This window comes from Burkholderia sp. AcTa6-5 (genome assembly GCF_017815075.1).
In the GTDB taxonomy this organism is placed as follows: domain Bacteria; phylum Pseudomonadota; class Gammaproteobacteria; order Burkholderiales; family Burkholderiaceae; genus Burkholderia; species Burkholderia sola.
Window position 1 is genome coordinate 61239 of record NZ_JAGIQE010000013.1, and the last position, 25768, is coordinate 87006.

27 protein-coding genes are annotated in these 25768 nt (G+C 67.6%); 22 read left to right on the top strand and 5 right to left on the bottom strand.

Annotation, left to right across the window (positions count from 1 at the left end; translation table 11 throughout):
- The first annotated feature begins 159 nt into the window (after nt 1–159).
- The 5 genes from J8I33_RS18605 to J8I33_RS18625 all read left to right on the top strand — a co-directional run bounded on the left by J8I33_RS18605 (nt 160) and on the right by J8I33_RS18625 (nt 3547).
- Nucleotides 160–588, top strand: a complete 429-nt coding sequence (locus tag J8I33_RS18605; protein ID WP_050015594.1) for an organic hydroperoxide resistance protein — start codon at nt 160–162, stop codon at nt 586–588.
- Nucleotides 589–642: 54 nt separating this feature from the next.
- A complete protein-coding gene (locus J8I33_RS18610) occupies nt 643–1677 on the top strand; it encodes an alpha/beta hydrolase (protein WP_124555149.1) in 1035 nt (344 codons plus the stop codon).
- 228 nt (nt 1678–1905) lie between these two features.
- A complete protein-coding gene (locus J8I33_RS18615; protein ID WP_089490138.1) occupies nt 1906–2277 on the top strand; it encodes a CidA/LrgA family protein in 372 nt (123 codons plus the stop codon).
- The gene (locus J8I33_RS18620) at nt 2274–3008 is read left to right on the top strand and encodes an LrgB family protein (protein WP_209938543.1); all 735 of its coding nucleotides are present in this window, start codon (nt 2274–2276) and stop codon (nt 3006–3008) included. The genes J8I33_RS18615 and J8I33_RS18620 overlap by 4 nt, the downstream gene beginning before the upstream one ends.
- A 230-nt stretch (nt 3009–3238) precedes the next feature.
- Nucleotides 3239–3547 (top strand): hypothetical protein, encoded by a 309-nt coding sequence (locus tag J8I33_RS18625; RefSeq protein WP_050015587.1) that lies wholly within the window; start codon nt 3239–3241, stop codon nt 3545–3547.
- 106 nt (nt 3548–3653) lie between these two features.
- On the opposite strand, the gene wrbA is transcribed toward J8I33_RS18625, so the two are convergent.
- Both wrbA and J8I33_RS18635 read right to left on the bottom strand, forming a co-directional pair.
- Entirely contained in the window at nt 3654–4256 is a 603-nt protein-coding gene (gene wrbA / locus J8I33_RS18630) for an NAD(P)H:quinone oxidoreductase (protein WP_012337108.1), read from the bottom strand.
- 61 nt (nt 4257–4317) lie between these two features.
- Nucleotides 4318–5043: a pirin family protein gene (locus tag J8I33_RS18635; RefSeq protein WP_050015583.1), complete on the bottom strand. Its 726-nt coding sequence runs from the start codon at nt 5041–5043 to the stop codon at nt 4318–4320.
- A gap of 129 nt (nt 5044–5172) precedes the next feature.
- Between J8I33_RS18635 and J8I33_RS18640 the strand changes: the two genes are divergently transcribed.
- Together J8I33_RS18640 and J8I33_RS18645 are read left to right on the top strand one after the other, a co-directional pair.
- Entirely contained in the window at nt 5173–6090 is a 918-nt protein-coding gene (locus tag J8I33_RS18640; protein WP_089490136.1) for a LysR family transcriptional regulator, read from the top strand.
- Between the two features lie 92 nt (nt 6091–6182).
- A complete protein-coding gene (locus J8I33_RS18645) occupies nt 6183–7304 on the top strand; it encodes a Fic family protein (RefSeq protein WP_209938545.1) in 1122 nt (373 codons plus the stop codon).
- A 2-nt stretch (nt 7305–7306) separates the two neighbouring features.
- Here J8I33_RS18645 and J8I33_RS18650 read toward each other — a convergent pair whose 3' ends face one another.
- Nucleotides 7307–7591: a hypothetical protein gene (locus J8I33_RS18650; protein ID WP_209924182.1), complete on the bottom strand. Its 285-nt coding sequence runs from the start codon at nt 7589–7591 to the stop codon at nt 7307–7309.
- A gap of 116 nt (nt 7592–7707) precedes the next feature.
- On the opposite strand from J8I33_RS18650, the gene J8I33_RS18655 reads away from it, so the two are divergent.
- Complete coding sequence (locus J8I33_RS18655) at nt 7708–8778, top strand: lysozyme inhibitor LprI family protein (RefSeq protein WP_209938548.1); 1071 nt, start codon at nt 7708–7710, stop codon at nt 8776–8778.
- Nucleotides 8779–8793: 15 nt separating this feature from the next.
- Here J8I33_RS18655 and J8I33_RS18660 read toward each other — a convergent pair whose 3' ends face one another.
- Nucleotides 8794–9870: a LacI family DNA-binding transcriptional regulator gene (locus tag J8I33_RS18660; RefSeq protein WP_209938555.1), complete on the bottom strand. Its 1077-nt coding sequence runs from the start codon at nt 9868–9870 to the stop codon at nt 8794–8796.
- A gap of 259 nt (nt 9871–10129) precedes the next feature.
- On the opposite strand from J8I33_RS18660, the gene rbsK reads away from it, so the two are divergent.
- The 13 genes from rbsK to J8I33_RS18725 all read left to right on the top strand — a co-directional run bounded on the left by rbsK (nt 10130) and on the right by J8I33_RS18725 (nt 23858).
- On the top strand, nt 10130–11056 hold the full coding sequence (rbsK, locus tag J8I33_RS18665) for a ribokinase (protein ID WP_209938559.1): 927 nt from the start codon (nt 10130–10132) through the stop codon (nt 11054–11056).
- Nucleotides 11057–11116: 60 nt separating this feature from the next.
- Nucleotides 11117–12436, top strand: a complete 1320-nt coding sequence (locus J8I33_RS18670) for an MFS transporter (protein ID WP_050015698.1) — start codon at nt 11117–11119, stop codon at nt 12434–12436.
- Nucleotides 12437–12479: 43 nt separating this feature from the next.
- Nucleotides 12480–13427: a dihydrodipicolinate synthase family protein gene (locus J8I33_RS18675; RefSeq protein ID WP_209938561.1), complete on the top strand. Its 948-nt coding sequence runs from the start codon at nt 12480–12482 to the stop codon at nt 13425–13427.
- 629 nt (nt 13428–14056) lie between these two features.
- Nucleotides 14057–14470, top strand: a complete 414-nt coding sequence (locus J8I33_RS18680; RefSeq protein ID WP_069619746.1) for a DoxX family protein — start codon at nt 14057–14059, stop codon at nt 14468–14470.
- A gap of 198 nt (nt 14471–14668) precedes the next feature.
- Nucleotides 14669–15634, top strand: coding sequence for an SDR family oxidoreductase (locus tag J8I33_RS18685; protein WP_089490195.1), 966 nt, complete (start codon nt 14669–14671; stop codon nt 15632–15634).
- 331 nt (nt 15635–15965) lie between these two features.
- Nucleotides 15966–16826 (top strand): transporter substrate-binding domain-containing protein, encoded by an 861-nt coding sequence (locus tag J8I33_RS18690; protein WP_050016577.1) that lies wholly within the window; start codon nt 15966–15968, stop codon nt 16824–16826.
- Nucleotides 16827–16918: 92 nt separating this feature from the next.
- Nucleotides 16919–17641 (top strand): ABC transporter permease subunit, encoded by a 723-nt coding sequence (locus J8I33_RS18695; protein ID WP_050016578.1) that lies wholly within the window; start codon nt 16919–16921, stop codon nt 17639–17641.
- A 12-nt stretch (nt 17642–17653) separates the two neighbouring features.
- Nucleotides 17654–18400, top strand: coding sequence for an ABC transporter permease subunit (locus J8I33_RS18700; RefSeq protein WP_209938563.1), 747 nt, complete (start codon nt 17654–17656; stop codon nt 18398–18400).
- Nucleotides 18401–18427: 27 nt separating this feature from the next.
- Nucleotides 18428–19219 (top strand): ATP-binding cassette domain-containing protein, encoded by a 792-nt coding sequence (locus J8I33_RS18705; RefSeq protein ID WP_209938565.1) that lies wholly within the window; start codon nt 18428–18430, stop codon nt 19217–19219.
- A gap of 7 nt (nt 19220–19226) precedes the next feature.
- On the top strand, nt 19227–20720 hold the full coding sequence (gene hutH, locus J8I33_RS18710) for a histidine ammonia-lyase (protein ID WP_050016584.1): 1494 nt from the start codon (nt 19227–19229) through the stop codon (nt 20718–20720).
- Nucleotides 20721–20770: 50 nt separating this feature from the next.
- On the top strand, nt 20771–21526 hold the full coding sequence (gene hutC / locus J8I33_RS18715) for a histidine utilization repressor (RefSeq protein ID WP_124555139.1): 756 nt from the start codon (nt 20771–20773) through the stop codon (nt 21524–21526).
- Nucleotides 21527–21853: 327 nt separating this feature from the next.
- Complete coding sequence (locus tag J8I33_RS18720) at nt 21854–23203, top strand: reverse transcriptase family protein (RefSeq protein ID WP_050016588.1); 1350 nt, start codon at nt 21854–21856, stop codon at nt 23201–23203.
- A 325-nt stretch (nt 23204–23528) separates the two neighbouring features.
- The gene (locus J8I33_RS18725; protein WP_050016590.1) at nt 23529–23858 is read left to right on the top strand and encodes an H-NS histone family protein; all 330 of its coding nucleotides are present in this window, start codon (nt 23529–23531) and stop codon (nt 23856–23858) included.
- A 203-nt stretch (nt 23859–24061) separates the two neighbouring features.
- Here J8I33_RS18725 and J8I33_RS18730 read toward each other — a convergent pair whose 3' ends face one another.
- Nucleotides 24062–25042 (bottom strand): helix-turn-helix domain-containing GNAT family N-acetyltransferase, encoded by a 981-nt coding sequence (locus tag J8I33_RS18730; protein WP_209938570.1) that lies wholly within the window; start codon nt 25040–25042, stop codon nt 24062–24064.
- Nucleotides 25043–25325: 283 nt separating this feature from the next.
- Here J8I33_RS18730 and J8I33_RS18735 point away from each other — a divergent pair, with 283 nt between their 5' ends.
- Nucleotides 25326–25703 carry a sugar ABC transporter ATPase gene (locus J8I33_RS18735; RefSeq protein WP_209938572.1) on the top strand — a complete coding sequence of 126 codons (378 nt, stop codon included), beginning with the start codon at nt 25326–25328 and terminating at the stop codon, nt 25701–25703.
- Nucleotides 25704–25768: the final 65 nt, after the last annotated feature.

Sequence of the window (25768 nt, forward strand, 5' to 3'; positions counted from 1 at the left end):
ATAGATAATCTGGCGCAGGCGGGATCATTCGGCTGCATTTTTTGGGGATGTTTGTCTATCTATGAGTAGATAAACAAATGCGACGCCGGTGCGGAATCCGCCGGCACGCCGTCCCCGGTTCGAAGGGTGTTTCATTCACTTGCTGAAAAGGAGTCTGTCATGTCGATCGAAAAAGTGCTGTACCGCGCCCATGCAAAAGCCACCGGCGGCCGCGACGGCCGTGCGACGGTGCCCGAAAGCGGCCTCGACCTGAAGCTGACCACGCCGCGCGAGCTCGGCGGCGCGGGCGGTGCGGGCGCGAACCCCGAACAACTGTTCGCCGCCGGCTACAGCGCGTGCTTCATCGGCGCGATGAAGTTCGTCGCGGCGCGCGACAAGATCGCGATCCCCGCGGACGCGGCGATCGAAGGCAGCGTCGGCATCGGCGCGATCCCGAACGGCTTCGGCATCGAAGTCGAGCTGAAGATCTCGTTGCCGGGCCTCGATCGCGACATCGCGCAAACGCTGATCGACCGCGCGCACGTCGTCTGCCCGTACTCGAACGCGACGCGCGGCAACATCGACGTCACGCTCACGCTCGTCCAATAAGTCGCACTGCCAACCATTCATCGCCATTCGAAGATTCGACCAAGGAGTCGCACCATGAAGATCGTCAAGCCGCTGCTGATCGCCGCCGCCGTTGCAGCCGCCCTGTCCACCGCGCCTGCCGCGTTCGCCGCCGGCGCCGATGCCGTCGGTCCCGACGCGAAGACGAGCGCGTTCCTCGCCGCGCTGAACGGCCAGAAGGGCCCGGGCCTCGAAACGTTGAGCCCCGCGAAGGCGCGCCAGGTGCTGGTCGACGCGCAGAACGGCGTGAAGGTCGATCTGTCCGGCATCGACGTGTCGAACCGCACGATCGAACAGGACGGCCTGTCGGTGCCGGTCACGATCGTGCGCCCGCAAGGCGTGACGGGCACGCTGCCGGTATTCGTGTTCATCCACGGCGGCGGCTGGGTGCTCGGCGATTTCCCGACGCACGAGCGCCTCGTGCGCGATCTCGTCGTGCAGTCGGGCGCCGTCGCGGTATTCGTGAACTACACGCCGTCGCCGGAAGCGCGTTATCCGGTCGCGATCAACCAGGCGTATGCGGCGACGAAGTGGGTGGCCGCGCACGGCGCGGAGATCGGCGTCGACGGCAGCCGCCTCGCGGTGGTCGGCAACAGCGTCGGTGGGAACATGTCGGCCGTCGTCGCGCTGATGGCGAAGGACAAGGGCGGCCCCGCGATCCGCTTCCAGGGGCTGATGTGGCCGGTCACGGACCACAATTTCAACACGGGTTCGTACAACGCGTATCAGCAAGGCCACTTCCTGACGCGGCCGCTGATGAAGTGGTTCTGGGACGCCTATACGAAGAACGAAGCGCAACGCAACGAGATCTACGCATCGCCGCTGCGCGCGAGCGTCGCGCAGTTGAAGGGGCTGCCGCCCGCGCTGATCCAGGTCGCGCAGTTCGACGTGTTGCGTGACGAAGGCGAAGCGTACGGCCGCAAGCTCGACGCGGCCGGCGTGGACGCGACGACCACGCGCTACGACGGCACGATCCATGACTTCGGCCTGCTGAACGCGCTGGCCGACGATGCGCCGACGAAGGCCGCGACGAAGGCGATGGCCAATGAAATCGCGACGCGGCTGAAGTAACGCGGTCGACGGCCATTCGAACTTGAACGACAGGACGGCGGGCACGTTGCCCGCCGTTTTTGCGTGCGGGCGTTTCGTTCATGCCCGGCAGCGTGTCGATCACCCAATCGCGCCCGGCCGCCGGCATTGTTGGTACGATCGCGCGTATCGTTCACGCCGGCGTCGCCAGCCGCCGGCTCATCGGCCGCGCTTGCACGGCAGCGCGGCCACGTTCGGGAGAAGCGGTTCATGTTGCAGGCGTTCGCGGTCTTGCTGATCTTCCAGTGTCTCGGGGAAGGCGTGTCTTATCTGTTCGGCTTGCCGGTGCCGGGCCCCGTGATCGGCATGCTGCTGCTGTTCGGCTTCGTGATGCTGCGCCCGCAGGCGGCCGATGCGATCGAGCCGACCGCGCTCGAGCTGCTGCGTCACCTGTCGCTGCTGTTCGTGCCGGCCGGCGTCGGCATCATGGTGTCGGCCGACCGCGTGCGCGGCGACGCGGCCGCGGTCGTCGTCGCGCTGGCCGTCAGCACCACGCTCGCGATCGCGGTGACGGCGCTCGTCACGCGCGCGTTGCTGCGGCGCCAGCGCCGCGCGGGCGGCACCGCGGAGGGTGCGCAATGACGGCGTTCCCGAAGCTTGGCGCGATCTGGGTCTATCTCGCCGCGAGCCCGCTGCTCGGCCTGACCATCACGCTGGTCGCGTATCTGTTCGCGCAGGCCGTCTATGCGCGGGCGCGTTTCAATCCGCTCGCGAATCCGGTGCTGATCGCGGTCGCGATGATCGTCGTGCTGCTGACGCTCACGCATACGCCGTATCCGACGTATTTCGAAGGTGCGCAGTTCGTCCATTTCCTGCTCGGCCCCGCGACCGTCGCGCTCGCGCTGCCGCTGTACCGCCAGTGGTCGAAGCTGCGGCGCAGCGCGCTGCCGCTGCTCGTCGGCCTGCTCGCGGGTTCGCTGACGGCGATCGTGTCGGCGGTCGGCATCGCCGCGCTGTTCGGGGCGTCGCACCAGACGATCGCGTCGCTCGCGCCGAAATCGGCGACGACGCCGATCGCGATGGCCGTCGCCGCCGAGATCGGCGGCATTCCGTCGCTCACCGCCGTGCTCGTGATCTCGACCGGGATCTTCGGCGCGGTGTGCGCGCGCGGCATCCTCAATCTGCTGCGGATCGACGAGCCGGCCGTGCGCGGCTTCGCGCTCGGCGTCGCGTCGCACGGGATCGGCACCGCGCGCGCGTTCCAGGTCAGCGAGGAAGCCGGCGCGTTCGCCGGGCTCGGCATGGGGCTGAACGGCGTGCTGACGGCATTCGCCGTACCGGTCCTGCTGCCGGTGCTGTCGCGCTGGATCTGAGCGTCGGCCCGCGCCCGCCCCGGGTATCGGTTTCCCCGATGGCGCGGACGGCACGCCGAAAGGGCGGCGCACCCGGCGCGCATGTATCGTTGACGTTATCAGGACAATTCAGGAACGCACACGGACATTTGCGCGCCGATCGGCTAACGTTGCATCGGCGCCGTTGTCGCAAGCCATCGCGTGCACGCCGGTGTCCGACCCACACTCAACAATCGACAAGGAGATCGGCCATGAAGCAGTCTCGCGTGGTTTCGGTGGCAGTAGCAGTAGCGGCGTCGTTCGGTCTGTCGTTGACCGCCGCGCCGGCGGCATACGCGCAGGACGCGGCGGCGTCCGCGCCGACGCAGAAGCAGCTCGCCAAGGCGCAGAAGAAGGCGGCGCGCAAGGCGGCCCGCGCGCGGCACGCGTCGGACCTGAAGGCGATCGGCACCGGCAGCGGCTACCGGTTGACCGGCGATCAGAGTAACTATCCGCAGAATGCCGTGCAGAAGGCGCCCGCGACGAACGCGGCGCCGGCCGCGCCGGCTTCGGGCCAGTAACGGTCGAACGCGTGGCACAGCACGAACGGCGCCGGTCGAACCGGCGCCGTTCGTTCATCTGCGGAAGGGCGGGACAGCAGGACGGCGGGCCCGCGAGCCCGCCGCGTTACGACGCGAGCTTGCTCGCGAGTTCCGCCACGTGCTTGCCCTGGTAGCGCGCGATGTCGAGTTCGTTCGCGCTCGGCTGGCGGCTGCCGTCCGCGCCCGCGAGCGTGGTCGCGCCGTACGGCGTGCCACCGGTGATTTCGTTCATGTTGACGAGGCCGCTGCACGCATACGGCACGCCCACGATCACCATCCCGTGATGCAGCAGCGTCGTGTGGAACGACGTGATCGTCGTTTCCTGGCCGCCGTGCTGCGTGCCGGTCGACGCGAACACGCTGCCGATCTTGCCGACGAGCGCGCCTTTCATCCATAGGCCGCCGGTCTGGTCGAGGAACGTGCGCATCTGGCCGGCCATGTTGCCGAAGCGGGTCGGCGTGCCGAAGATGATCGCATCGTAGTCGGCGAGTTCGTCCACCGTGGCGACCGGCGCGGCCTGGTCGACCTTCACGCCGATCGCGCGGGCCTGGTCGACGGGGATCGTTTCCGGCACGCGTTTGAGCGTGACCTCGACGCCGGGCACCGATTTCGCACCCTCAACGATGTGCTGCGCCATCGTTTCGACGTGCCCGTAGGACGAGTAGTACAGAACGAGAACCTTGGCCATGTTGCGAATCTCCGATTAAAAGGGCCCCGCGGTCAGCGGGGCCCGGTTTCCCGAACGGGCATCACGCCCATTCGGCCGTCACTTCGACCGGACGCAGATCGAACACCAGCACCTCGGCGTCCTTGCCGTCGGCGATCGTCAGCGCCTGTTCGCCGCGGATGCGTGCGCCGTCGCCTTCGCCGAGCGTCACGCCGTTGACCGTCACGCTGCCGCGCGCCACGTGCACGTAGGCAAAGCGGCTCGGATCAAGTTCGAGCGTAGTGCTTTCGTCGCCGTCGAACAGGCCCGCGTAAATCCGGGTGTCCTGCCGGATCTTCAGCGAACCGGCATCGCCGTTCGGCGACACGACGAGGGCGAGCTTGCCGCGCTTGTCGTCGGCCGCGACATTCGTCTGCTGATAGCGCGGCTCGGCGCCCTTTTCGGCCGGCCCGACCCAGATCTGCAGGAAGTGGACCGGCGTGTCCGGCGAGTGGTTGAACTCGCTGTGGCGCACGCCCGTGCCGGCGCTCATCAGTTGCACGTCGCCCGGCACGATCACCGAACCGGTGCCCATCGAGTCCTTGTGTTCCAGCGCGCCGTCGAGCACGTACGACAGGATTTCCATGTCGCGGTGCGGGTGCGTGCCGAAGCCGCGGCCCGGGGCGACGCGGTCGTCGTTGATCACGAGCAAGTCGGAGAAGCCGACTTGCTTCGGATCGTAGTAATTCGCGAACGAAAACGTATGACGGGAGCTGAGCCAGCCATGCTCCGCACGGCCACGTTGGTTTGCTGCACGGATATCGATCATGATTTTTTGTCCTTGAAGTCGCCGGACCTCGGAAGTGGGCTCGGCTGTTCGTTGAGATGAATCTTAGGTCAATCGATTTGACAAATAAATCGCTGCAGAGATAATGACTGTCGCTCTGGAGTGGACAATATGGAACTCAACGACCTGAGGATCTTCGTCGCGACCGTCGACGCAGGCAGTTTCACGGCGGCGGCCGATCAGCTGATGCTGTCCAAGCAGTTCGTCAGCCGGCGCACGATGGCGCTGGAGGCGTCGCTCGGCGTGCGGCTGCTGCATCGCAATACCCGCAATCTCGCGGTGACCGAATCGGGGCAGGAGTTTTATGCGCGCGCGCAGCGGATCCTCGCGGAGATCGCCGACGCCGAGCAGGCGATGTCGGTGCGCAGCACCGAGCTGCATGGTTCGCTGAAGATCAGCGCGCCGCTGTCGTTCGGGATCACGCACGTGTCGCCGCTGATCGCCGAATTCCTGTCCGCGCACCCGGCCGTGCGGCTGAACCTCGACCTGACCGACCGGCGTGTCGACCTGATCGGCGAGGGTTTCGACCTCGTGCTGCGGATCGGCTCGCTCGAGGATTCGACGCTGATCGCGCGTCCGCTCGGCGCGTGGCGGATGATCGCGTGCGCGAGCCCCGCTTACCTGAAGCGGCACGGCACGCCGCAGACGCCGGCCGATCTCGCCGGCCACACGTGCGTGCTGTACGGGCGCGAGCGGCGGGTCGGCTGGGAGTTCCGCGTCGACGGCGCGGCGCGCACGTTCGACGTGCAGGGGCCGCTCGTCGCGAACAACGGCGAAGTGGTGCGCGACGCCGCGATCGCGGGGCTCGGCATCGCGCTGCTGCCGCACTTCATCGTCGGCGCGGCGCTCGACAGCGGCGCGCTCGTACCGGTGCTCGACGCGTACGTGCCGCCGCCGATCACGCTCAATGCGGTGTTTCCGCAGCACCGGGAAGGGTTCGTCACGCTGCGCACGTTCATCGGGTTTCTCGCGGAACGGCTCGGGGAGCCGGCCGGGGCGGAGGCGAGCGCGGCGGGCCGGGTACGGTAGCCGGCCGCGTGCAGTGAATGGGGCGCGTAATCTCTGCAGAATTTGCGGAGATTATTGAGTGGTGCGGCGAATGGGTGGATAATCTCCGCATCATGAGCGGAGATTACACCTTCATCTGGGAATCGGCCGACTGGCCGGCATGGCGCTTCGACCTTCCGGGCCTCGCCGCGCCGCTCGCCGACGTCAGCCGTGCGCAAGGCATGCTGGTCGGCCGACTGGCGGATGTCGGCCTGACATTGCGCGACGAGGCGAGCCTGGCCGCGCTGACGGAGGACGTCGTCAAGACCAGCGCGATCGAGGGCGAGAACCTGAATGTCGCATCGGTCCGGTCGTCGATCGCGCGCCGGCTCGGGGTCGACATCGGCGCGCTGGCGCCGGTCGATCGCCACGTCGAAGGCGTCGTCGACATGGTGCTGGATGCGACGACCCATTCGGCCGCACCGGTCACCGAAGCGCGGCTGTTCGGGTGGCATGCCGCGCTGTTTCCGACCGGCTATTCGGGGCTGTCGCGGATCACGGTCGGCGAATGGCGCACGGATGCGAGCGAGCCGATGCAGGTGGTCTCCGGGCCGATCGGCCGGCAGCGCGTGCATTTCGAGGCGCCGCCGGCCGTACGCCTGACGCACGAGATCGAGCGCTTTCTCGCGTGGCTCAACGCGCCGCCGGCCGAGCCGTTGCTGATCCGGGCCGGGCTCGCCCATCTGTGGTTCGTCACGCTCCACCCGTTCGACGACGGCAACGGTCGTATCGCGCGCGCGCTCGGCGATCTGGTGCTGGCGCGCGCGGATCGAAGCCCGCAGCGTTTCTACAGCCTGTCCGCGCAGATCCAGCGCGAGCGCAACGCGTATTACGACGTGCTGGAGCGCACGCAGCGCGGCTCGCTCGACGTCACCGAGTGGCTCGCGTGGTTTCTGGATACGCTGGGTCGGGCCATCGATCATGCGCACACGACGCTCGATGCGGTGCTGATCAAGGCGCGCTTCTGGCAGCGATGCGCGGGCGTCGCGCTGAACGAACGCCAGGTCAAGGTCATGAATCGCCTGCTCGACGGCTTCGAAGGGAAGCTGACGACCACCAAGTGGGCCGCTCTCGCGAAATGCTCGCAAGACACGGCGCTGCGCGACATCACGGAACTCGTCCAGCAGCGCATGTTGCGGCGCTCGGCGTCCGGCGGGCGGAGCACGAGTTATGAGTTGGTGCCGTTCGACGGGTGACGTCATTGTCGGCTCGTCTCGTCCTGCGCGCGAAAGGCGTCATGTGCGTGGCCGATGCAGCCGGTGCGATTGCCAGACGTGTGTGGCAGGTTGCGGCGCATCCGGTTCTCGTCGATGGAAGACGGCGGGCCCGCCACGCGTGACGGCGATCGCGTGATCGTGTGCGTCGGGATCATCGGTCGCGTGACGGAAACTGCGTTGCGCGACGGTATCGTGCGTTGCACTGCGGCAGGGTCGCCGACATTGGTTGCGACAACATCGAACGTCGATTGATCGGCGTCGCGCATTCGGGTTACGCTTCGCCGGGCGGCGCCATGCGTCGCATGCCGGGCCGGGCGTTTTTACCTCGAATGTCGCGTGCACGTAGCTTCTACGGATGCGCGACCCAGCGACGATCAAGCCGATGAGAACCCAGAACCAATCGAATGCGCGCGAGCGCGCTGCACGTGGCGCAAGCGGCAAGCGGAGCACGTACCTGTCATCCGTCGCGGCCGCCGTGCTGCTGATGTGGCTGCCGCCCGTCGCGCATGCGGCCGGCTTCGACTGCGCGAAGGCCGCGTCGCCGACCGAGAAAACGATCTGTGCGGACACTGCGTTGTCGAAGCTCGACGGCGATCTGTCGACGGCGTGGAAGAAGGCGCTCGCGAAGGGCGGCGATACGGCCGCGCTGAAGGCCGCGCAATTGAAGTGGCTCAAGCAGCGCGACCAGTGCGGCAGCGATGCGTCATGCCTGGGCGACCGCTACCGCGAACGGCTCGCGAGCCTGAACGGTACGCCGCTGGCGGCCGATCGCTGGCAGCAGACGTGGTATCTCGACAGTGATAACCCATCGTTCGGCGGCGTGCTGACCTTCACCGGTACCGCGCCGCGTCTTCATTTCGAGTTGGGCGCCAACAACGGCGCGAATACCGGCGGGCTCGACGGCGATATCGAATTGCGCGGTGACAGCGGCACGTTTCGGCACGATCAATGCCAGCTCGATTTCAGCCGCAAGGGCGCCCGCGTGCATGTCCAGCAGCACGGTGGAGATGGCGAGTGCGGCGCCGGCTCGGGCGTCGTCTATACGGGCGACTATGTAACGGCGTCGCACGCGCAGGCGAAGCCGCCGGCGGATCTCGTGAGCCTGAACGTGCTGGCCAATGCGCAGCAGAACGCGACCGCGCACAAGCTGCTCGGCGCCGACTATCAGACCCTCGTCGACATGGTCAACTACAGCGCCGACCAGAAGGACCTCGACGGCCTCAACGCACACGTGACGTCGTACTGGGTGCGCGGCATTGCGACGACGAACGCGGCGATCGTGATGCACCGCGGCACCGATCTGTGGATCGGGCTGCTCGTGTTCGATGCGAAGAACAACGTCCGGATGCGTTACTACTCGAACGTGCCCGCGTGGAAGAAAACGGTGCCGAAGACGATCCGCGCGTGGCATGACAATCTCGACAAGACGCTGCCGATCGACGTGATGCAGTAAGCGGGTGCTGCCCCGCTATGTCTTGCTCTTGCGCGCCGTGCGCGTCTGCGCCGGCGCCGGCGCCGCGGCGGATTCCCGTATGCGCAACTCGGGCTGGACCGCATGGCCGGACCCCGTGGCGCCGTTTTCGAGCGCGTCGAGCAACGCATGCGCAGCTTGACGCCCGATCGCGTCGGTGTCGACCCACATCGTCGTCAGCGGCGGCTGGATCTCGCGCGCGAGCGCGATGTCGTCGAACCCGGTGATCGACAACTGCGCGGGCACGTCGATGCCGAGCGCCTGCGCTTCGAGCAGCGCGCCTAGCGCGAGCGCGTCGTTGCCGCAGATCACGGCGGTCGGCCGCGTCGCCGCGTCGCTGCTGGCGATCGCGCGCAGGCTCGCGCGCCCGAACGCGATCGTGGCCGCGCCTTCGTGCTGATGCACGGGGCGCACCGCGAGCCCGTGCGCGGCCAGCGTGTCGTGAATGCCGCGCAGCCGGGCCTGCACGCGGTCGTTGTCTGTCGACGGCTGCATGATGATCGCGAAATCGCGATGACCGAGATCGAGCAGGTGCGTGGTGAGCCGCGCGAACGCCGCGCGGTTGTCGAAGCCGATGCAGCAGTGCGGGCTGTCGTCGCGGTACGCATACGTGACGACGTACGGCACGCGATGCATCGCAAGGAGTTCGAACAGTTCCGCCGGATACGCCTCGCCGACCAGCGACACTGCTTCCACGCCGCGCGACAGCATCGCGCGCACCTGCGCGAGCGCCTGCGCGGGGTCGTAGTTCGAGCAGCCGAGGAACAGCGTGATGCCGTGCTCGGCCATGACCGTCTGCATGCCGGCGACCTGCGACGCGAACACCTGGTCGTCGAGGGTCGGAATGATCGCGCCCGTGATGTGGGTGCGCGTGGACGCGAGCGCGCGGCCGGCCGCATTCGGGATCCAGTTCAGTGCGAGCGCCGCGTCGCGCACGCGCTGCTGCACGTCGGCCGACACCTTGCCGGGATCGTTGTACACGCGCGAGACGGTCGCGGTCGACACGCCGGCCAGTTTCGCGACGTCGCCGAGCACCGAGCGGCCGCTGCCGCGGCGTGCGCGGGGCGTGCTCATCGGTTGCCTCCGCACGTGGCAACCGTGCCGCTGCCGTGTGCCGTCAGAAGCGTCATTGGCGTCATTGGCGTCATTGTTTACCCTCGATTCATGATGGCCCGCTTGCATTCTCGATCGAGCCTGCCAGAATGTAAGCGCTATCTTGCTGCTGATTCCCTATTATGTCAGACACTTTTCCAATCCGTATGGCGAAATTTTTCGAGACGACGGCCTTTTCGGTCATTTTGTCGGTCGCAAATGTAAGCGGTTACATCAAGCAATGAACGGCATCCCGTCACCGCGTATCGCCGTCGTCGGCAGCGTCAACATCGATCTCGTCACGCGCGCGCCGCGCCTGCCGGTGCCGGGCGAGACGCTGCTCGGCACGACGTTCGAGACCGTTCACGGCGGCAAGGGCGCGAACCAGGCGGTGGCGGCCGCGCGCCTCGGCGCGTCGGTCGCGATGATCGGCTGCGTCGGCGACGACGCGTTCGGTGCGCGCCTGCACGCCGCGCTGGCGGCGGAGCGCATCGACGTGACGCACCTGCACCGGATCGGCGGCACGGCGACCGGCGTCGCGACGATCACGGTCGACGACGGCGGTGCGAACAGCATCGTCGTCGTGCCGGGCGCGAACGCGTGCGTCGATGCCGACCGGATCGACGCGGCGCGCGACGCGATCGCCGAGGCCGCGCTGCTCGTGTGCCAGCTCGAAGTGCCGGTCGCCACCGTGGCGCGCGCGATTGCCTGCGCCGCCGCGCATCACACGCCGGTGCTGCTCAATCCCGCGCCCGCGCAGCCGCTCTTCGATGCATTGCTGGCGCGGGTCGACTATCTCGTCGTCAATGAAACCGAGGCCGAGTCGCTGACCGGCATCGCCGTCGGGGACGACGTGTCGGCCGCGCGCGCCGCCGAGGCGCTGTGCGCGAAGGGCGCCGGCAACGTGCTGGTCACGCTCGGCGCGCGCGGCGTCTGCTGGCGCGGCAGCGCAGGCAGCGGCCATCCTCGTGCGATCGCGGTGGCGGCCGTCGATACGACCGCGGCCGGCGACACGTTCGTCGGCGGGTTTGCAGCCGCGCGGGCCGGCGGCGCGTCGATGGACGACGCAATCGGCTTCGGCCAGCGGGCGGCCGCGATCGGCGTCACGCGCCACGGCGCGCAGACGTCGATCCCGACGCGCGACGAGGTCATACGGTCGGACACCTGAATTCCGCATGCGACGGAACGGCCGAACCCGGCCCCTATCAGTGACATGGAGACAATCGACATGAACGACAACCCATCTGTTCCGCACGCGCCGCCCCGGATCCGGCGCGGTCAACGCATCGCGCTCGCGCTGTTGATGGCGAGCGGGATCGTCAACTATCTCGATCGCGGCACGCTGGCCGTCGCAAGTTCGGCGATCCGCGGCGATCTCGGCTTGTCGCTCGCGCAGATGGGGCTGCTGCTGTCGGCCTTCTCATGGAGCTATGCGCTGTGCCAGTTTCCGGTCGGCGGGCTGGTCGACCGCATCGGCCCGCGCCGGCTGCTCGGCATCGGGCTGATCGTCTGGTCGTTCGCGCAGGCGTCGGGCGGCCTCGTGTCCACGTTCGGGTGGTTCATCGTCGCGCGCATCGTGCTCGGCATCGGCGAGGCGCCGCAATTCCCGTCGGCCGCGCGCGTGGTGAGCAACTGGTTTCCGCTGCGGGCGCGCGGCACGCCGACCGGCATTTTCAATGCCGCGTCGCCGCTCGGTACCGCGCTTGCGCCGCTGCTGCTGTCGGTTCTCGTGGCCTCGTTCCATTGGCGCTGGGCGTTCGTCGTGACCGGGGCGCTCGGTCTCGTCGTCGCCGTCGTGTGGTTCGCGCTGTATCGCGATCCGGTGCGCGCGCAACTATCTACCGCCGAGCGCAATTATCTCGATGCCGATGCGCAAAGCGTCGCCGCCGCGCCGAAACTGACCTTCGTCGAATGGCGCAGCCTGTTCTCGCACGGCACGACCTGGGGGATGCTGATCGGCTTCTTCGGCTCCGTGTACCTAAACTGGGTGTACCTCACCTGGCTGCCGGGCTACCTGACGATGGAGCGGCACATGAGCCTGATTCGTACCGGATTCGCCGCATCGGTGCCGTTCCTGTGCGGGTTCGTCGGTTCGCTCGTCGCCGGCTGGCTGTCGGATTTCGTCACGCGCCGCAGCCGGTCGCCGGTCGTGAGCCGGCGCAACGCGGTGGTGGCCGCGATGCTCGGAATGGTCGCGTTCACGATTCCGGCCGCGCTCGTGCAGAGCAATACGGTTGCGCTCGCATGCATTTCGGTCGTGATCTTTCTCGCGAACGCGGCGTCGGCGTGCTCGTGGGCGCTCGCGACGGCGGCCGCACCGCCGAGCCGCATCGCGTCGCTCGGCGCAATCCAGAATTTCGGCGGCTTCATCGGCGGTGCGCTGGCGCCGATCCTGACCGGCATCATCGCGCAGAAGTGGTCGTTCGTGCCCGCGCTGCTCACCGCGGCGGCGATCGCGTTCGCCGGCGCGATGGCCTATCTGCTGCTCGTGCGCAAGCCGATTCCCGAACAGGCCGCGAACGCCGCGCCCGGACCGTTGCCGGCGTGATCGTGCAGCCTGCATTCGCATTCACTGAAGGAAGGAGAAACCGATGCAACATCCGCAGCAATCGAACGTGACCATCGAGGGGATCGTGCCGGTGATGCTGACGCCGTTCGACGACGCCGGCGCGATCGACTACGCCGGGCTCGAGCGGCTCATCGAATGGTATCTGGCGCACGGCTCGGATGCGTTGTTCGCGGTCGCGCAATCGAGCGAGATGCAGTTCCTGAGCCTGGCCGAACGCGCGGCGCTCGCGCGCTTCGTGGTCGAGCGCGTGGCCGGGCGCGTGCCGGTCGTCGCGTCGGGCCACATCAGCGACGATCTCGACGCGCAGGCTGCCGAGCTGTGCGCGGCGGCCGAATCCGGCGCGCAGGGCGTCGTGCTCGTGACCAACCGGCTCGATCCGCAACGCAAGGGCAGCGCCGCGTTGCTCGACCATCTGCACCGGTTGCTCGCGCGACTGCCGTCGGATCTCCCGCTCGGCCTGTACGAATGTCCGGCGCCTTACCGGCGGCTTCTGTCGGATGACGAACTGCGCGCGTGCATCGACACGGGTCGGTTCGTGATGCTGAAGGACGTGAGCTGCGATCTCGCGACGGTGAAGCGGCGCGTCGCGCTTGCCGAGGGATCGCCGCTGAAGATCCTGAACGCGAACGCCGCGATCGCGTGGGACGCGATGAAGGCTGGCTCCGCCGGTTTCAACGGCGTGTTCACGAACTTCCATCCCGATCTCTACCGGTGGTTGCGCACGCAAGGCGAGTCGAATCCGGCGCTCGCCGACGAACTGTCGACGTTCCTCGTCGTCTCGGCGGTCTCGGAGGCGTTGGGCTACCCGGCGCTCGCGAAGCTGTATCACCAGCGGATCGGCACGTTCGGGTCGATCAAGTGCCGGGCGATCGACTACGACGTGCGCGAACGCTTCTGGGCGCTCGACGCGGTGCTCGACAAGATCGTCGCCGGTACCGAACATTTCCGCCGGCGGATCGCTGCGTTGTAACGGAGGACGCGTGTCACGCCAGTGGCGTGGCACGCGATCGCATCGCGTGCTGAGCACGTGGCCCGCACGCTCGTTGCCTGCTGGAACGATCCGTCTTGCACGTTGCGTCGCAATCGCGGCGCCATCCAAACATCGCGATTCCCATCACGCCGGTGGCGGCAACGCGTACCGTCATACCGCTGCGCCGCCGTACCGCCGGCTGTCATTCGACGGCCATTCACCCCATCACGAACGCGAACCGCCCGAGATCCGCGAGCGCGGTGTCGACTATCAACTGATTCCGTAACGTAAAGGAGCTTCATCTTGCTGACAGACGGAGGCGGCGGCTTGCATGGCCAGCAGACGTCGTGTGACGGATCGATCCTCGCCGATTGTCTACTAATTCGAGACAGCGAATCATGTTTTGGCATATTGATGATTTCAGGCGTGACAGTAGACTGCACCCGTGCTTCGCCAGAACCGGTCCGGAGCGTGCCGCCAGTCGCGGCGCCACCGGACGGATTCTTCGGTGGCAGGCCAGATGGCTTGCCGTCCGATTGCGCGAAGAGCGATCCGTTGCCGGCATCGCGCGCCGATCGAGCGCGCAGCGGCACCGGACGCATCAAACCGTCAATTCAAGGGTGATTGCTATGCGTTACGTTTCGCTGGAGTCGAAGAAGGACGAGCTGCTGCTGGCCGCTCGCGTGCTGATGATGATCCTGTTCGTGCTGTTCGGCTGGCAGAAGCTGACCGGTTTCTCGGGCACGGTCGCGTACATGGCGTCGACCGGCAACCCGGCGCCCGAGCTGGCGGCCGCGATCGCGGTGGCGGTCGAGCTGGTGGGCGGCGTGCTGATCGCGATCGGCTTCTATACGCGTCCGCTCGCGCTGGCGTTCGCCGCCTATACGCTCGCGACCGCGCTGATCGGCCATCGCTACTGGGCGCTGCAGGGAATGGAGCAGTACATGGCGATGATCAACTTCTACAAGAACGTGAGCATCATCGGCGGGCTGCTGTTGCTCGCGTTGAGCGGGCCGGGGCGGTATTCGGTCGACCGGAAGTAACGCAGGGCGACGTTTCCGTTCGGTATCGGGAGCCCGGCGCGCGCGAGCGCGCCGGGTTTTGCCTTTTCGGGCGACGGAGAGATCGGTGCACATGTTCGCGACCGGATGCGAGCCAGTAGACCGAAGCGTTGCGCGGCGATCGTTCCTGCGATTCAATAGGCTCGATAATCCATTCGCTTCCCGTGATTGATCGCACCGATGCCAAACCCATCTCCGTCGACCCTGCACAAAACCATCCTCCTCATCGGCGCCTCCGGCCTGCTCGGCCGCGCGGTTGCGGCCTCCCTGGCTCGCGAATCGTCGCTGACGCTGCTGGCAACCATCCGGAACCCGCAAACCGCCGGCGCGAAACTGCTCGCGTTGCCGCCGGAAAACGTCGCCGAGCTCGACGTTCTCGATCAGCCGTCCCTAGAACGCGTTTTCGAAACTCACCGACCGGCAGCGGTGATTCTCTGCGCCGCCGAACGCCGCCCCGACGTCTGCGAACGCGACCCGGCCGCCGCCCGCGCCATCAACGTCACCGCACCGGCCCGCGTCGGCGCGCTTGCCGCGCGATACGGCGCATGGACGCTCGGCATCTCGACCGACTACGTCTTCGACGGCAAGGCAGCCCCCTACGGCGAGGACGCCGCCCCGAACCCGCTGAACATCTACGGCCGCACCAAACTGGAAGGCGAGGCCGCGCTGCTGGCCGCCTCGCCGCTGTCGTGCGTGCTGCGCCTGCCGCTGCTCTTCGGCCCGATCGCCGACTGGAGCGAATCGGCCGTCACGAGCCTCGTGCCGGCCGTCGTCGCGTCGGCGCGGCCGGGCGCCGACGCGGTCGGCATGGACGCATGGGCGATCCGTTACCCGACCTACACGCCCGACGTTGCGCAGGTCATCCGCGACCTGACGCTGCGCCATCTCGCGGGTGAATCCGTCACGGGCATTCGCCATTGGTCGAGCGAGGAGCCGATGACGAAGTACGACATCGCGCAGCGAATCGCGGCCGCGCTCGGCATCGACGCGTCGCTCGCGCCGATCGCCCAGCCGACCGACGCGACGCCGCGCCCGTACGACTGCCATCTGGATGCCGCGCGCGTGCGCGCGCTCGGGATCGATTACGCGACGCCGTTCGATACTGCGTTGCGGTCCGTGCTGCGCGATGCGCCGCAGGCGCGGTAGGGTCGGCGTCCTTCACGGCTCACGATACCTCGCCGACATCCACTCGCCGATCGTCAGACGTGTTTCACGGTCGAGCGCAGCGGCGATCGAATTCAAAATTTGTCTAGTCATCCTTGAGATTCGATCAGTCGAATTGCACCAAACATGTGCCGGATTTCCCCGCAACGATGCACGCTAGACCCTTGAAATTAGGGGATTTCCCGCGTTTCCGCGGTTTTTATTGACCACGGCTTGCTTCGCTGTTTTTCTTCTTGCATGCTTGTATAGACAAATTCCTGAGGCGGCTTGCTGCACCGAAGGGATGGCGAACCTCAACGCAAGGAGAAATCTCGTGAACGGCAAGCGCATCAAGTGGGCAATCAGGACGATTGGCGTCATCGCGGCTGCGGCGGCCACTCTGGCGGCACCGGTACAGGCCAAGGAATGGAAGACGGTGACGGTCGCGCTCGAAGGCGGCTACGCGCCGTGGAACCTCACGCTGCCGGGCGGCAAGCTCGGCGGTTTCGAACCGGAACTGCTCGCCAACGTGTGCGAGCGGATCAAGGTGCAGTGCAACATGGTCGCGCAGGACTGGGACGGGATGATCCCCGGCCTGCAGGCCGGCAAGTTCGATATCCTGATGGATGCGATTTCCATCACGCCGGAGCGCGAAAAGATCCTGCTGTTCTCGCGTCCGTATGCGGCGACGCCGGCGACGTTCGCCGTCACCGATACGAAGATCCTGCCGAAGGCCGCGCCCGGCGCGCCGATCGTCAAGCTGACGGGCGACGCCAACGCGGACAAGCCGACCGTCGACACGCTGCGCAAGCAGCTGAAGGGCAAGACGATCGGTATCCAGTCGGGCACCGTCTACACGAAATTCATCAACGACAGCTTCAAGGACATCGCGTCGATCCGCGTGTACAAGACGTCGCCCGAACGCGATCTCGATCTGGTCGCGGGGCGCATCGATGCATCGTTCGACGACGTCACGTACTACGCGGCGAACAACGCGAAGAAGGACAACGCATCGATCGTGCTCGCGGGGCCGAAGCTCGGCGGCCCGATCTGGGGGCCGGGCGAGGGCCTCGCGTTTCGCAAGCAGGATGCCGACCTGAAGACGAAGTTCGATACGGCGATCGCCGCGGCGCTCGCGGACGGCACCGTGAAGAAGCTCGCCGACAAGTGGTTCAAGACCGACGTCACGCCGTAAGCGCACGTTCGGTCGCCGCCGCGTAAGGTCGTCGAACGACGCGCGGCGGCATGCATTCAGCGGATTCACTCAACGCATGCAGGGAGGCACGCATGGAGATTCTTGAAATGCTCGGCTTCGGTACCGAAGGCTGGGGCGGTGTGCTGCTTCTCGCCGCATTGATGACGGTCGCGCTGACGCTCGCGGCGCTCGCGGTCGGCGCGGTGATCGGCGCGGCGATCGCGGCGGCGAAGCTGTCGCGCTACCGCACCCTGCGCCTGCTCGGCGATCTGTATACGACGGTATTTCGCGGCGTGCCCGAACTGCTCGTCATCTATCTGTTCTACTTCGGCGGCTCGACGCTCGTGACGGCCGTCGGCCAGTGGTTCGGCGCGGAAGGCTTCATCGGCGTGCCGCCGTTCGTGATCGGCGCGCTCGCGGTCGGGATGATCTCGGGCGCCTATCAGGCGGAGGTCTATCGCGCGGCGGTGCTCGCGGTGTCGAAGGGCGAACTCGAAGCGGCGCGCTCGATCGGCATGCCGCGCAGCATGGTGCTGCGGCGCATCCTGGTGCCGCAGGTGCTGCGCTTCGCGCTGCCCGGCATCGGCAACGTGTGGCAACTGAGCCTGAAGGACTCCGCACTGATCTCGGTCACCGGTCTTGCCGAGTTGCTGCGCACGAGCCAGATCGCCGCCAATTCGACGCACCAGTACTTCGTGTTCTTCGTCGCGGGCGGTGCGCTGTATCTGCTGATGACGGGCTTGTCGAACCGCGTGTTCAACCGGGCGGAAGCGATCGTCGGCCGGTCGTTCCGCCGCAATTTCGCGCGCAACTGACGGAGAACGGGCATGTCCATCGATTTCGCATTTCTCGTCGATACGCTGCGTCAGCTGCTCGCGGCCGTACCGACCACGCTCGGCCTGTTCTTCGCATCGCTCGTGCTCGGCGGCCTGCTGTCGCTCGCGATCGTCACGATGCGCGTGTCGCCGAGCTGGCTGCCGAACCGCTTCGCGCGCGCCTACATCCTGGTGTTTCGCGGCTCGCCGCTGCTGATCCAGATGTTCCTCGTGTATTACGGGCTCGGCCAGTTCGGCGTGATCCGCGACAGCTTCATGTGGCCGGTGCTGCGCGAGCCGTACGTCTGCGCGGTGCTGTCGCTGGCGCTGTGCACGGCCGGCTATACGGCCGAAATCCTGCGCGGCGGGTTGATGGCCGTACCGGTCGGGCAGATCGAGGCCGGCTATTCGATCGGCCTGTCGGGCTTCGCGCTGCTGCGGCGCGTGATCGGTCCGATCGCGCTGCGCCAGTGCCTGCCCGCGTACTCGACCGAGGCCGTGCTGCTCGTCAAGTCGACCGCGCTGGCGAGCCTCGTCACGGTGTGGGAAGTGACGGGCGTCGCGCAGCAGATCATTCAGCAAACCTACCGGACGACCGAGGTGTTCGTCTGCGCGGCCCTCATCTATCTGGGCCTGAACTTCATCGTCGTGCGCCTGCTCGGCGCGCTCGAATGGCGGCTCTCCGGGCACCTGCGTGCGCCGAAGCCGTCCGGTGCGTCCGCCGCGGCGGCGCGCAATCCTCAGCGCGCCGCCTCCTGAGCGCCCCGTCCTTTCAAAGAGAATCCGATGAACACCACTGCTCCCGTTGCGCTGTCGGTCAGAAACATCCACAAGTCGTTCGGCGATCATCACGTGTTGAAGGGCATTTCGCTCGACGCGCACGAGGGTGACGTCATCTCGATCCTCGGCGCGAGCGGATCGGGCAAGAGCACGTTCCTGCGCTGCCTGAACCTGCTCGAGACGCCCGACGACGGCTCCGTCGCGCTCGCGGGCGAAGAGCTGGCGATGAAGCGCGCGCGCGACGGCAAGCTGCATCCGAGCGACCGGCGCCAGGTCGACCGGATTCGCTCGCAGCTCGGGATGGTGTTTCAGAACTTCAACCTGTGGTCGCACATGACGGTGCTCGACAACCTCGTCGAGGGGCCGCTGCGCGTGCAGAAGCGCAGTCGCGCGGAAGCGGTGGAGGAGGCCGAGGCGCTGCTCGCGCGCGTCGGTCTCGCGGACAAGCGCGGCTACTATCCCGCACACCTGTCGGGCGGCCAGCAGCAACGCGTCGCGATTGCCCGCGCGCTGGCGATGCATCCGAAGGTGATGCTGTTCGACGAACCGACGTCGGCGCTCGACCCGGAGCTGGTCGGCGAGGTGCTGCGCGTGATGCGCTCGCTGGCGGAAGAGGGGCGCACGATGCTGGTCGTCACGCATGAAATGGGTTTCGCGCGCCACGTGTCGAATCGCGTGATGTTCCTGCATCAGGGCGAGGTCGATACGGACGGGACGCCCAATGAAGTGTTCGGCGGGCAGACCTCCGAGCGCTTCCGGCAATTCGCGTCGAGCCACCACGACCGCACCACGAACTGAGGCTGCCATGACCGTATTCCGTGCGGCGCAGCCGCTTGACTGGCGGCAGGTGGCGGCGGTGGCGGCCGGCGAGCCGCTGGCGTTGGCCGACGATGCGCGCGCGCGGGTCGTGGCCGCTCGCGAACTCGTCGACGAGATCGTCGCGCGCGGGATTCGCGCCTATGGCGTCAATACCGGCGTTGGCGCGCTGTGCGACGTGATCGTATCGCCGGCCCAGCAGAGCACGCTGTCGCACAACATCCTGATGAGTCATGCGGTAGGCGTCGGCATGCCGCTCGGCGCGGCCGAAACGCGCGCGATCATCGCGGCCGCGATCAACAACTATGCGCACGGTCATTCGGGTGTACGGGCCGACGTCGTCGAACAGCTCGTCGCGCTGCTGGAGCACGATTGCCTGCCCGAAGTGCCGGCGCACGGCTCGGTCGGGTACCTGACCCACATGGCGCACGTCGCGCTCGTCTGCGTCGGGCACGGCCATGCGCGCCATCGCGGCGAACGCGTGCGCGGCGACGAGGCGCTGCGGCGCATCGGCCGCGAACCGCTCGTCCTCGGTGCGAAGGAGGGGTTGAGCCTCGTCAACGGGACGCCGTGCGTCACGGGGCTGGCCGCGCTCGCGCTGGTTCGCGCCGAACGGTTGCTCGACTGGGCCGACTGGATCGCGGCGATGAGTTTCGAGAACCTCGGCGGGCAGCTCGCCGCATTCGATCCGGCTTCGCTCGCGCTGCGGATTTCGCCCGGTATCGGGCAGGTCGGCGCCCGTTTGCGTGCATTGCTGGCGGACAGCGGCATGCTCGTCGCGGCGAGCGGCCGGCATACGCAGGACCCGCTCAGCCTGCGCACGATTCCGCACGTGCACGGCGCGGCGCGCGACGTGTTCGACGTCACGGCGGAGGTCGTCGATCGCGAACTCGCGTCCGTCACCGACAATCCGATCGTCGCCGGCACGCGGGAGGCGCCGGCCGTGCATTCGCAGGCGCATGCGGTCGGCGCGGGCATCGCGCTCGCGATGGATAGCCTCGCGGCGGCGATGGCCCAGGTCGCCGCGATCGCGGAGCGGCGTCTCGACCGGCTCGTGAATCCGCTCGTCAGCGGGCTGCCGGCGTTTCTTGCCGCGCCGGGCGGCAGTTGCTCGGGGTTCATGATCGCGCAGTACACGGCGGTCGCGCTGGTCGCGCAGAATCAGCGGCTTGCCGCGCCGGCGAGCCTCGACGGCGGTATCACGTCGGGGCTGCAGGAAGATCACCTGTGTCACGCGACGCCGGCCGCGCTGAAGGCGCTCGACATCATTGAGAATACGACGCGCGTGCTCGCGATCGAGCTGCTGGCCGCCGCGCAGGCGTACGACCTGCAGCCGGCCGAAACGGCGCGGGCCGCATCGACCGACGCGCTGTGGCGGCAGGTGCGCGAACGCGTGCCGGCGTATCACGACGACCGGCCGCTCGCGGACGACATCGCGATCGCGGCCGGCATCGTCGCCGGTGCGCCGCCGTCGTTGCAGTGACGACGGTCGAGGACGGGCCGATCACCCCACATTCATCCGGTCGAGGGCGCATGAGCGAAACGGAACGCAGACTTTCCGCACGGCCTGCGAAGGCATCGGTCGACACCGTACCGGCGCGGGCGCTGCCGGCCTATCAGCAGATCAAGCGCTACGTCGTCGAGCGCATCGCGAAGGGCGACTGGAAGCCCGGCGCCGCGATCCCGACCGAGGCGGAACTGGTCAAGGAATTCGGCGTGGCCCGGATGACGGTGTCGCGCGCGCTGCGCGAACTGACGGCCGAGCGCGTGCTGACGCGCATCCAGGGCGCCGGCACGTTCGTCGAGCGCCGGCATTACGAATCGACGGTGCTGGAGATCCGCAACATCGCGGACGAGATCGCCGAGCGCGGCCATCGGCACAGTGCGCGCGTGCTGATGATCGAGCGCAGCGTCGACCCGGATGCGATCGACGCGCTCGGACTGCGCGCGGGGCCCGTGTTTCATTCGCGGATCGTGCATTACGAGGAGGACGAACCGATCCAGTTCGAGGATCGCTACGTCAATCCGGCCTTGTTTCCCGCGTATCTGGAGCAGGACTTCACGATCGAGACGCCGAACCATTACATGGTGCGACTGGCGCCGATCCAGCGCGCGGAGTTCCAGATCTACGCGGAGAAGCCCAATGCGCAGGTGCGCCGGCATCTCGTGATGGAAATCGGTGAACCGTGTCTGCTGCTGCGACGCCGGACGTGGGTCGGCGAGCAGGTCGCCACGTCGGTCAGGCTGTGGCATCCGGCGTCGCGGTTTCATCTGGCGGGCAACATGTAGGGAAGCAGGGTGGCGCTGGGCGGAGCGGGCCGTTTGCCGCTTCGGCCGGCGCGTCGGGAAATCGGGCGACCGCATCGCGATGCCGCCGCGCATCGCGCGTCGTCCGGCTCGATTTGACACCTGGCGTCGTCGCCGATTAAAGTCGCGACGCGGGGCGGCGGGTCAAGCACACGCCCGGAACAGGCAGCCGATGTTCCAGGACTACGGGGCTACCCCGTGGATCAGATCGATACGCCGATGCGTCGCAAGTGCGCATGTTGCGCGTTGCGCAACGACTGCACTCGCAGTACCAGCCACGTTGGCTCATCGTCCCGCCCCTCTTCGTCCATGCACTCATCCCTGCGCGACACCACCCGTACGATTGCCGACGCGATGCTCGCCGGTTCGCCCGAGCGCGACGGCGTCGTTGCGCGGATGGCGGCCGTGCTCGGCGACGCGTCGCCGTGGACGTACGAATGCGCGGACGTCGCGCTCGTCCGCTTCGCCGCGAACTGGGCCGATACCGACACCGACGTGCTCGCGGCGGTCCTTGCCGACGCGCCCGCGTTCGTGCGTGCATGGTATGGCGACCGTCGGCCGGCGGTGATTCGCATCGTGCGGCGCCCGCTGGTCCAGCGACCGCCGCCGGCGCCGCTCGCCGGCTGCGACGTGCCGCAATGGCCGACGCCCGGCGATCTCGCCGGCTGGCTCGGCATCAGCACGCCGGCACTCGACTGGCTGTCCGATCATTGGCGCGTCGATGCGCGCGGCAGCGCCACGCCGCTGCATCACTACACGTACGTCCCGGTCGACAAGCGCAGCGGCGGGTGCCGCCTCGTCGAAATCCCGAAAGGGCGGCTGCGCGAAGCGCAGCGTCGGATCCTGCACGAGCTGCTCGATCGCATCGCGCCGCATGGCGCGGTACACGGTTTTCGCAAGGGGCACGGGATCGTGTCGTTCGCGGCGCCGCATGCGGATCGCGACGTCGTCGTGCGCTTCGACCTCGCGGATTTCTTCGTGTCGGTGCGCGCCGCGCGCGTCCATGCGCTGTTCGCGACGCTCGGGTATCCGGCCGAAGTCGCGCGCACGCTCACCGGGCTGTGCACCAATCGCGTGCCGTCGGCACGGCTGCTCGCGCCGGACCTGCGCGACCGGTTCGACTGGATCGGCCGCCAGCGCTATCGCGAACGGCATCTGCCGCAGGGTGCGCCGACGTCGCCGGCGCTCGCGAACCTGTGCGCGTTCCGGTTCGACATGCGGCTCGCCGCGCTCGCGCGTTCGCTCGATGCGACCTACACGCGCTATGCGGACGATCTCGCGTTTTCCGGCGGCGATGCGCTGGCGCGCGACGTCGAGCGGCTGCAAATCCGGGTCGCCGCGATCGCATTCGAGGAAGGCTTCGCGCTGCAATTGCGCAAGACGCGCGTGATGCCGCGCGGCACGCGGCAGCAACTGGCCGGCGTGGTCGTCAACCGCCATCCGAACCTGGCGCGCGACGCGTTCGATCGCCTGAAGGCCATCCTGACCAACTGCATCCGGCATGGCCCGGCGTCGCAGAATCGCGACGCACATCCGGATTTTCGCGCGCATCTGGCCGGACGCGTCGCGCATGCGACCGCGCTGAATGCGGCGCGCGGCGCGAAGCTGCGCACGCTGTTCGACCGGATCGCATGGGACGCCGGCAGCGAAAACCGCTGAACCGTCGGGCCCGAATCGACTCCGGTCAGCGACTTCTGCAACACGACGCCGCGCACTGCTATCATTCGCGCCATGCCGCGCCCGTGTCAGGGGCGGCGAATCACTTGCCGCCGCCGTTCGTCCCGTGCATGCGTACGCGGCGTGCCGCCCGTTGCCGGCCTGGTCCTGCCTGTCAGTGACGCACGACGTCGTTTGGTGCGCGTCGCGCAAATCATGCCGGCTCAGGTGGACGATTCACCGATTTGACAGCCCCTATAGGCGGAACTTCGTGGTAGGTTCGGCCATCGGAGCTTTTTGCAAAAACATGCCCAAAGAGGATGAATACATGACCCAGGCCCTGCAGGAACTCGAAGCACAACTTCGGGACCTGAACATCAAGCTGTCAGAGGCGAAGCAGAAGGAGAAGCAAGCCGCGCTAGCGGCCTTCAAGGAACAGGTCGAACTGTTGGGAATTTCGCAGCAGGAAGTGCTGAGCGCGCTCGGCTACATCGTCCAGCGCAAGCGCAAGGCGCCTGCCAAGTACTACGATCCGTCGACCGGCCGCTCGTGGTCCGGGCGCGGCCCGCGGCCGAAATGGCTCGAAGGCAAGGATCTCGACACGCTCGCCGTCGACCGCGAGGCGAGGACCTGGTGGCCGGGCGACGATCAGGGCTGAAGCCCGCCGCGCCGCGAGGTCATCCGACGCCGGCCGGTTCGCGCAGGCGGGCCGGCCGGCTGTCTTTCATTCGGTGTCCGGCCTGATCGCGACATCGCCGGCCTCGCCGCCGTACCGGATCGACGTTTTCTCCTTTCCGTTTCCGCGCATTGCCCGCCGTTTCGCGTCCGCCGTCCGGCCAGCTGCGATCACGTCCGCCGATCTCAACCGCCAGCCGGCCCCGGCCGGCTGAAGCGCTGCTCGACCACTTCGGTTCCCCACTGCGTGCCCGCGGATTCGCTCGTCAGCGCAAAGCCGAACGACTCGTATAGATGACGTGCGGCATCGAGCCCCTTGAAGGTCCACAGGTAGGTCTCGCGAAACCGGTGCTCGTCGACGAAACGCATCGCCAGCGTCATCAGCCGACGCCCGACGCCCGAGCCGCGCAACGCGTCGTTGACGATGAACCAGCGCAGGTGCGCGACGCCCGTCGCCGGGTCGCCGTCGATCGCGAGCGACGCGAGCGTCCGGCCGTCTTCCTCGCACAGCCAGAGCGCCTTGCCGTCGGCCGGCAGCGCGCCCGCGAAGGCGGCCAGCTCGGTCGCCACCCGCTGTTCGAAGAACGCGCCGAAACCCCAGTGCTCCGCATAGAAGCGTGCATGCAGGCTCGCGATATCGCCGATGCAGCCCGGCCGATAGCCTTCGCGAATCGACGGCGCATCGGCCGGCGCGACGCTCGCCCTGGCCGCGTTGTCCTGCGCGAGCGCATCGGCATACAGCGCGAGCGAACGCAGCAGCGCCTGCTGGTCGGCCGGCATCATGCGGCGCAGCGCATTCGACACCTGATCGGTCGCGAACGTGTCGATTCTTTTTTGGAGCTTTTTGCCTTCGGCGGTCAGGTACAGCTCGATCGCACGCGCATCCTCGGTCGACACGCGCCGCTCCACGATACCGGCCGCTTCGAGCCGCGCGAGTTGCCGGCTCGTGTTCGATTTGTCGAGCCGCAGGATGGCGCCGAGATCCTTCGCGTTGATGCCGGGCGCCATCCCGATCTCGAGGATCGCATGCACGGCCGACGGCGCCCAGTCGCTGTCGGCCAGCGTCGCGCGCATGAAGCCGAGCTCGCGCACCAGTTTGCGCGAAAAGTCGCGCAGCTCGAGGATGGTTGCGTCGCGCGGCTTGGCCGGTGCGTCGACGAGGTCCATGGTTTGCTCCCGAACGGTTGCGTATCGCAATCAATAATAGTTGTGGGTCGCAACTTGAGCAAGGCGATTTTCACGTGGATCGGTTGTTTCGAGGGGGCGCCTCCGAGCGGCCGATGGCCAGGCGGGCGAGGCGCGTTGACGAGCCGGCGCGACGGGCCGCGACGGGTATTGAAGCGGATGGCCGCGCGCGGCGAAGTGGCCGCATACTGGGCGGCGTTGGCCGACCTGCGAGCAGGGCGCCGATCGACCCATCGATCGACGACTGCCGACCACGGAGATCGCGATGAACAAGCTGCTGCCGATGACGATCGCGTTGCTTGCCGGGAGCGGCATCGGGGCGGTGCCGCTCCACGCGGCCGGCACCATGGACGCGCTGCCATGCAGCGCCGCGCATGCGGCGGACCCGGGCGGCGGGAACGCCGCGATGCCGGACACGTCGGTCCGCAGCTTCTCGACCGCCGGCTGTTCGGGTGAGGTGTTGCAGGGAGACCGCGCCACCGCGACGGTCAACGGCGACAGGGTCGAGTTGCGCGACGGCGTCGTCTATGTGAACGGCCGGTCCTATGGCGCGGTCACGCCCGCGCAGACGGTCGAATACGAGGTCGCGCGCGACCGGCGCACGTTGAAGGTCGACGGGAAAATCCGCACGCCGCTGCGCTGATGCGTACCGATTCGGTAGGCGGCAACCGCTGCGCGGGATGCGGTTGCCGGATCGCCACGCCGGCG

What these genes read in the sequence shown, in the direction of transcription:
- J8I33_RS18680 (WP_069619746.1), top strand. Translation starts at nt 14,057, where the DNA reads ATGCGTTACGTTTCGCTGGAGTCGAAGAAGGACGAGCTGCTGCTGGCC.
- J8I33_RS18700 (WP_209938563.1), top strand. Translation starts at nt 17,654, where the DNA reads ATGTCCATCGATTTCGCATTTCTCGTCGATACGCTGCGTCAGCTGCTC.
- J8I33_RS18625 (WP_050015587.1), top strand. Translation starts at nt 3,239, where the DNA reads ATGAAGCAGTCTCGCGTGGTTTCGGTGGCAGTAGCAGTAGCGGCGTCG.
- J8I33_RS18705 (WP_209938565.1), top strand. Translation starts at nt 18,428, where the DNA reads ATGAACACCACTGCTCCCGTTGCGCTGTCGGTCAGAAACATCCACAAG.
- J8I33_RS18655 (WP_209938548.1), top strand. Translation starts at nt 7,708, where the DNA reads ATGAGAACCCAGAACCAATCGAATGCGCGCGAGCGCGCTGCACGTGGC.
- J8I33_RS18610 (WP_124555149.1), top strand. Translation starts at nt 643, where the DNA reads ATGAAGATCGTCAAGCCGCTGCTGATCGCCGCCGCCGTTGCAGCCGCC.
- J8I33_RS18670 (WP_050015698.1), top strand. Translation starts at nt 11,117, where the DNA reads ATGAACGACAACCCATCTGTTCCGCACGCGCCGCCCCGGATCCGGCGC.
- J8I33_RS18730 (WP_209938570.1), bottom strand. Translation starts at nt 25,042, where the DNA reads ATGGACCTCGTCGACGCACCGGCCAAGCCGCGCGACGCAACCATCCTC.
- J8I33_RS18685 (WP_089490195.1), top strand. Translation starts at nt 14,669, where the DNA reads ATGCCAAACCCATCTCCGTCGACCCTGCACAAAACCATCCTCCTCATC.
- J8I33_RS18675 (WP_209938561.1), top strand. Translation starts at nt 12,480, where the DNA reads ATGCAACATCCGCAGCAATCGAACGTGACCATCGAGGGGATCGTGCCG.
- hutC (WP_124555139.1), top strand. Translation starts at nt 20,771, where the DNA reads ATGAGCGAAACGGAACGCAGACTTTCCGCACGGCCTGCGAAGGCATCG.
- J8I33_RS18645 (WP_209938545.1), top strand. Translation starts at nt 6,183, where the DNA reads ATGAGCGGAGATTACACCTTCATCTGGGAATCGGCCGACTGGCCGGCA.
- J8I33_RS18660 (WP_209938555.1), bottom strand. Translation starts at nt 9,870, where the DNA reads ATGAGCACGCCCCGCGCACGCCGCGGCAGCGGCCGCTCGGTGCTCGGC.
- J8I33_RS18635 (WP_050015583.1), bottom strand. Translation starts at nt 5,043, where the DNA reads ATGATCGATATCCGTGCAGCAAACCAACGTGGCCGTGCGGAGCATGGC.
- J8I33_RS18650 (WP_209924182.1), bottom strand. Translation starts at nt 7,591, where the DNA reads ATGCGCGACGCCGATCAATCGACGTTCGATGTTGTCGCAACCAATGTC.
- J8I33_RS18720 (WP_050016588.1), top strand. Translation starts at nt 21,854, where the DNA reads ATGCACTCATCCCTGCGCGACACCACCCGTACGATTGCCGACGCGATG.
- J8I33_RS18605 (WP_050015594.1), top strand. Translation starts at nt 160, where the DNA reads ATGTCGATCGAAAAAGTGCTGTACCGCGCCCATGCAAAAGCCACCGGC.
- J8I33_RS18725 (WP_050016590.1), top strand. Translation starts at nt 23,529, where the DNA reads ATGACCCAGGCCCTGCAGGAACTCGAAGCACAACTTCGGGACCTGAAC.
- J8I33_RS18735 (WP_209938572.1), top strand. Translation starts at nt 25,326, where the DNA reads ATGAACAAGCTGCTGCCGATGACGATCGCGTTGCTTGCCGGGAGCGGC.
- rbsK (WP_209938559.1), top strand. Translation starts at nt 10,130, where the DNA reads ATGAACGGCATCCCGTCACCGCGTATCGCCGTCGTCGGCAGCGTCAAC.
- wrbA (WP_012337108.1), bottom strand. Translation starts at nt 4,256, where the DNA reads ATGGCCAAGGTTCTCGTTCTGTACTACTCGTCCTACGGGCACGTCGAA.
- J8I33_RS18615 (WP_089490138.1), top strand. Translation starts at nt 1,906, where the DNA reads ATGTTGCAGGCGTTCGCGGTCTTGCTGATCTTCCAGTGTCTCGGGGAA.
- J8I33_RS18640 (WP_089490136.1), top strand. Translation starts at nt 5,173, where the DNA reads ATGGAACTCAACGACCTGAGGATCTTCGTCGCGACCGTCGACGCAGGC.
- J8I33_RS18620 (WP_209938543.1), top strand. Translation starts at nt 2,274, where the DNA reads ATGACGGCGTTCCCGAAGCTTGGCGCGATCTGGGTCTATCTCGCCGCG.
- J8I33_RS18695 (WP_050016578.1), top strand. Translation starts at nt 16,919, where the DNA reads ATGGAGATTCTTGAAATGCTCGGCTTCGGTACCGAAGGCTGGGGCGGT.
- hutH (WP_050016584.1), top strand. Translation starts at nt 19,227, where the DNA reads ATGACCGTATTCCGTGCGGCGCAGCCGCTTGACTGGCGGCAGGTGGCG.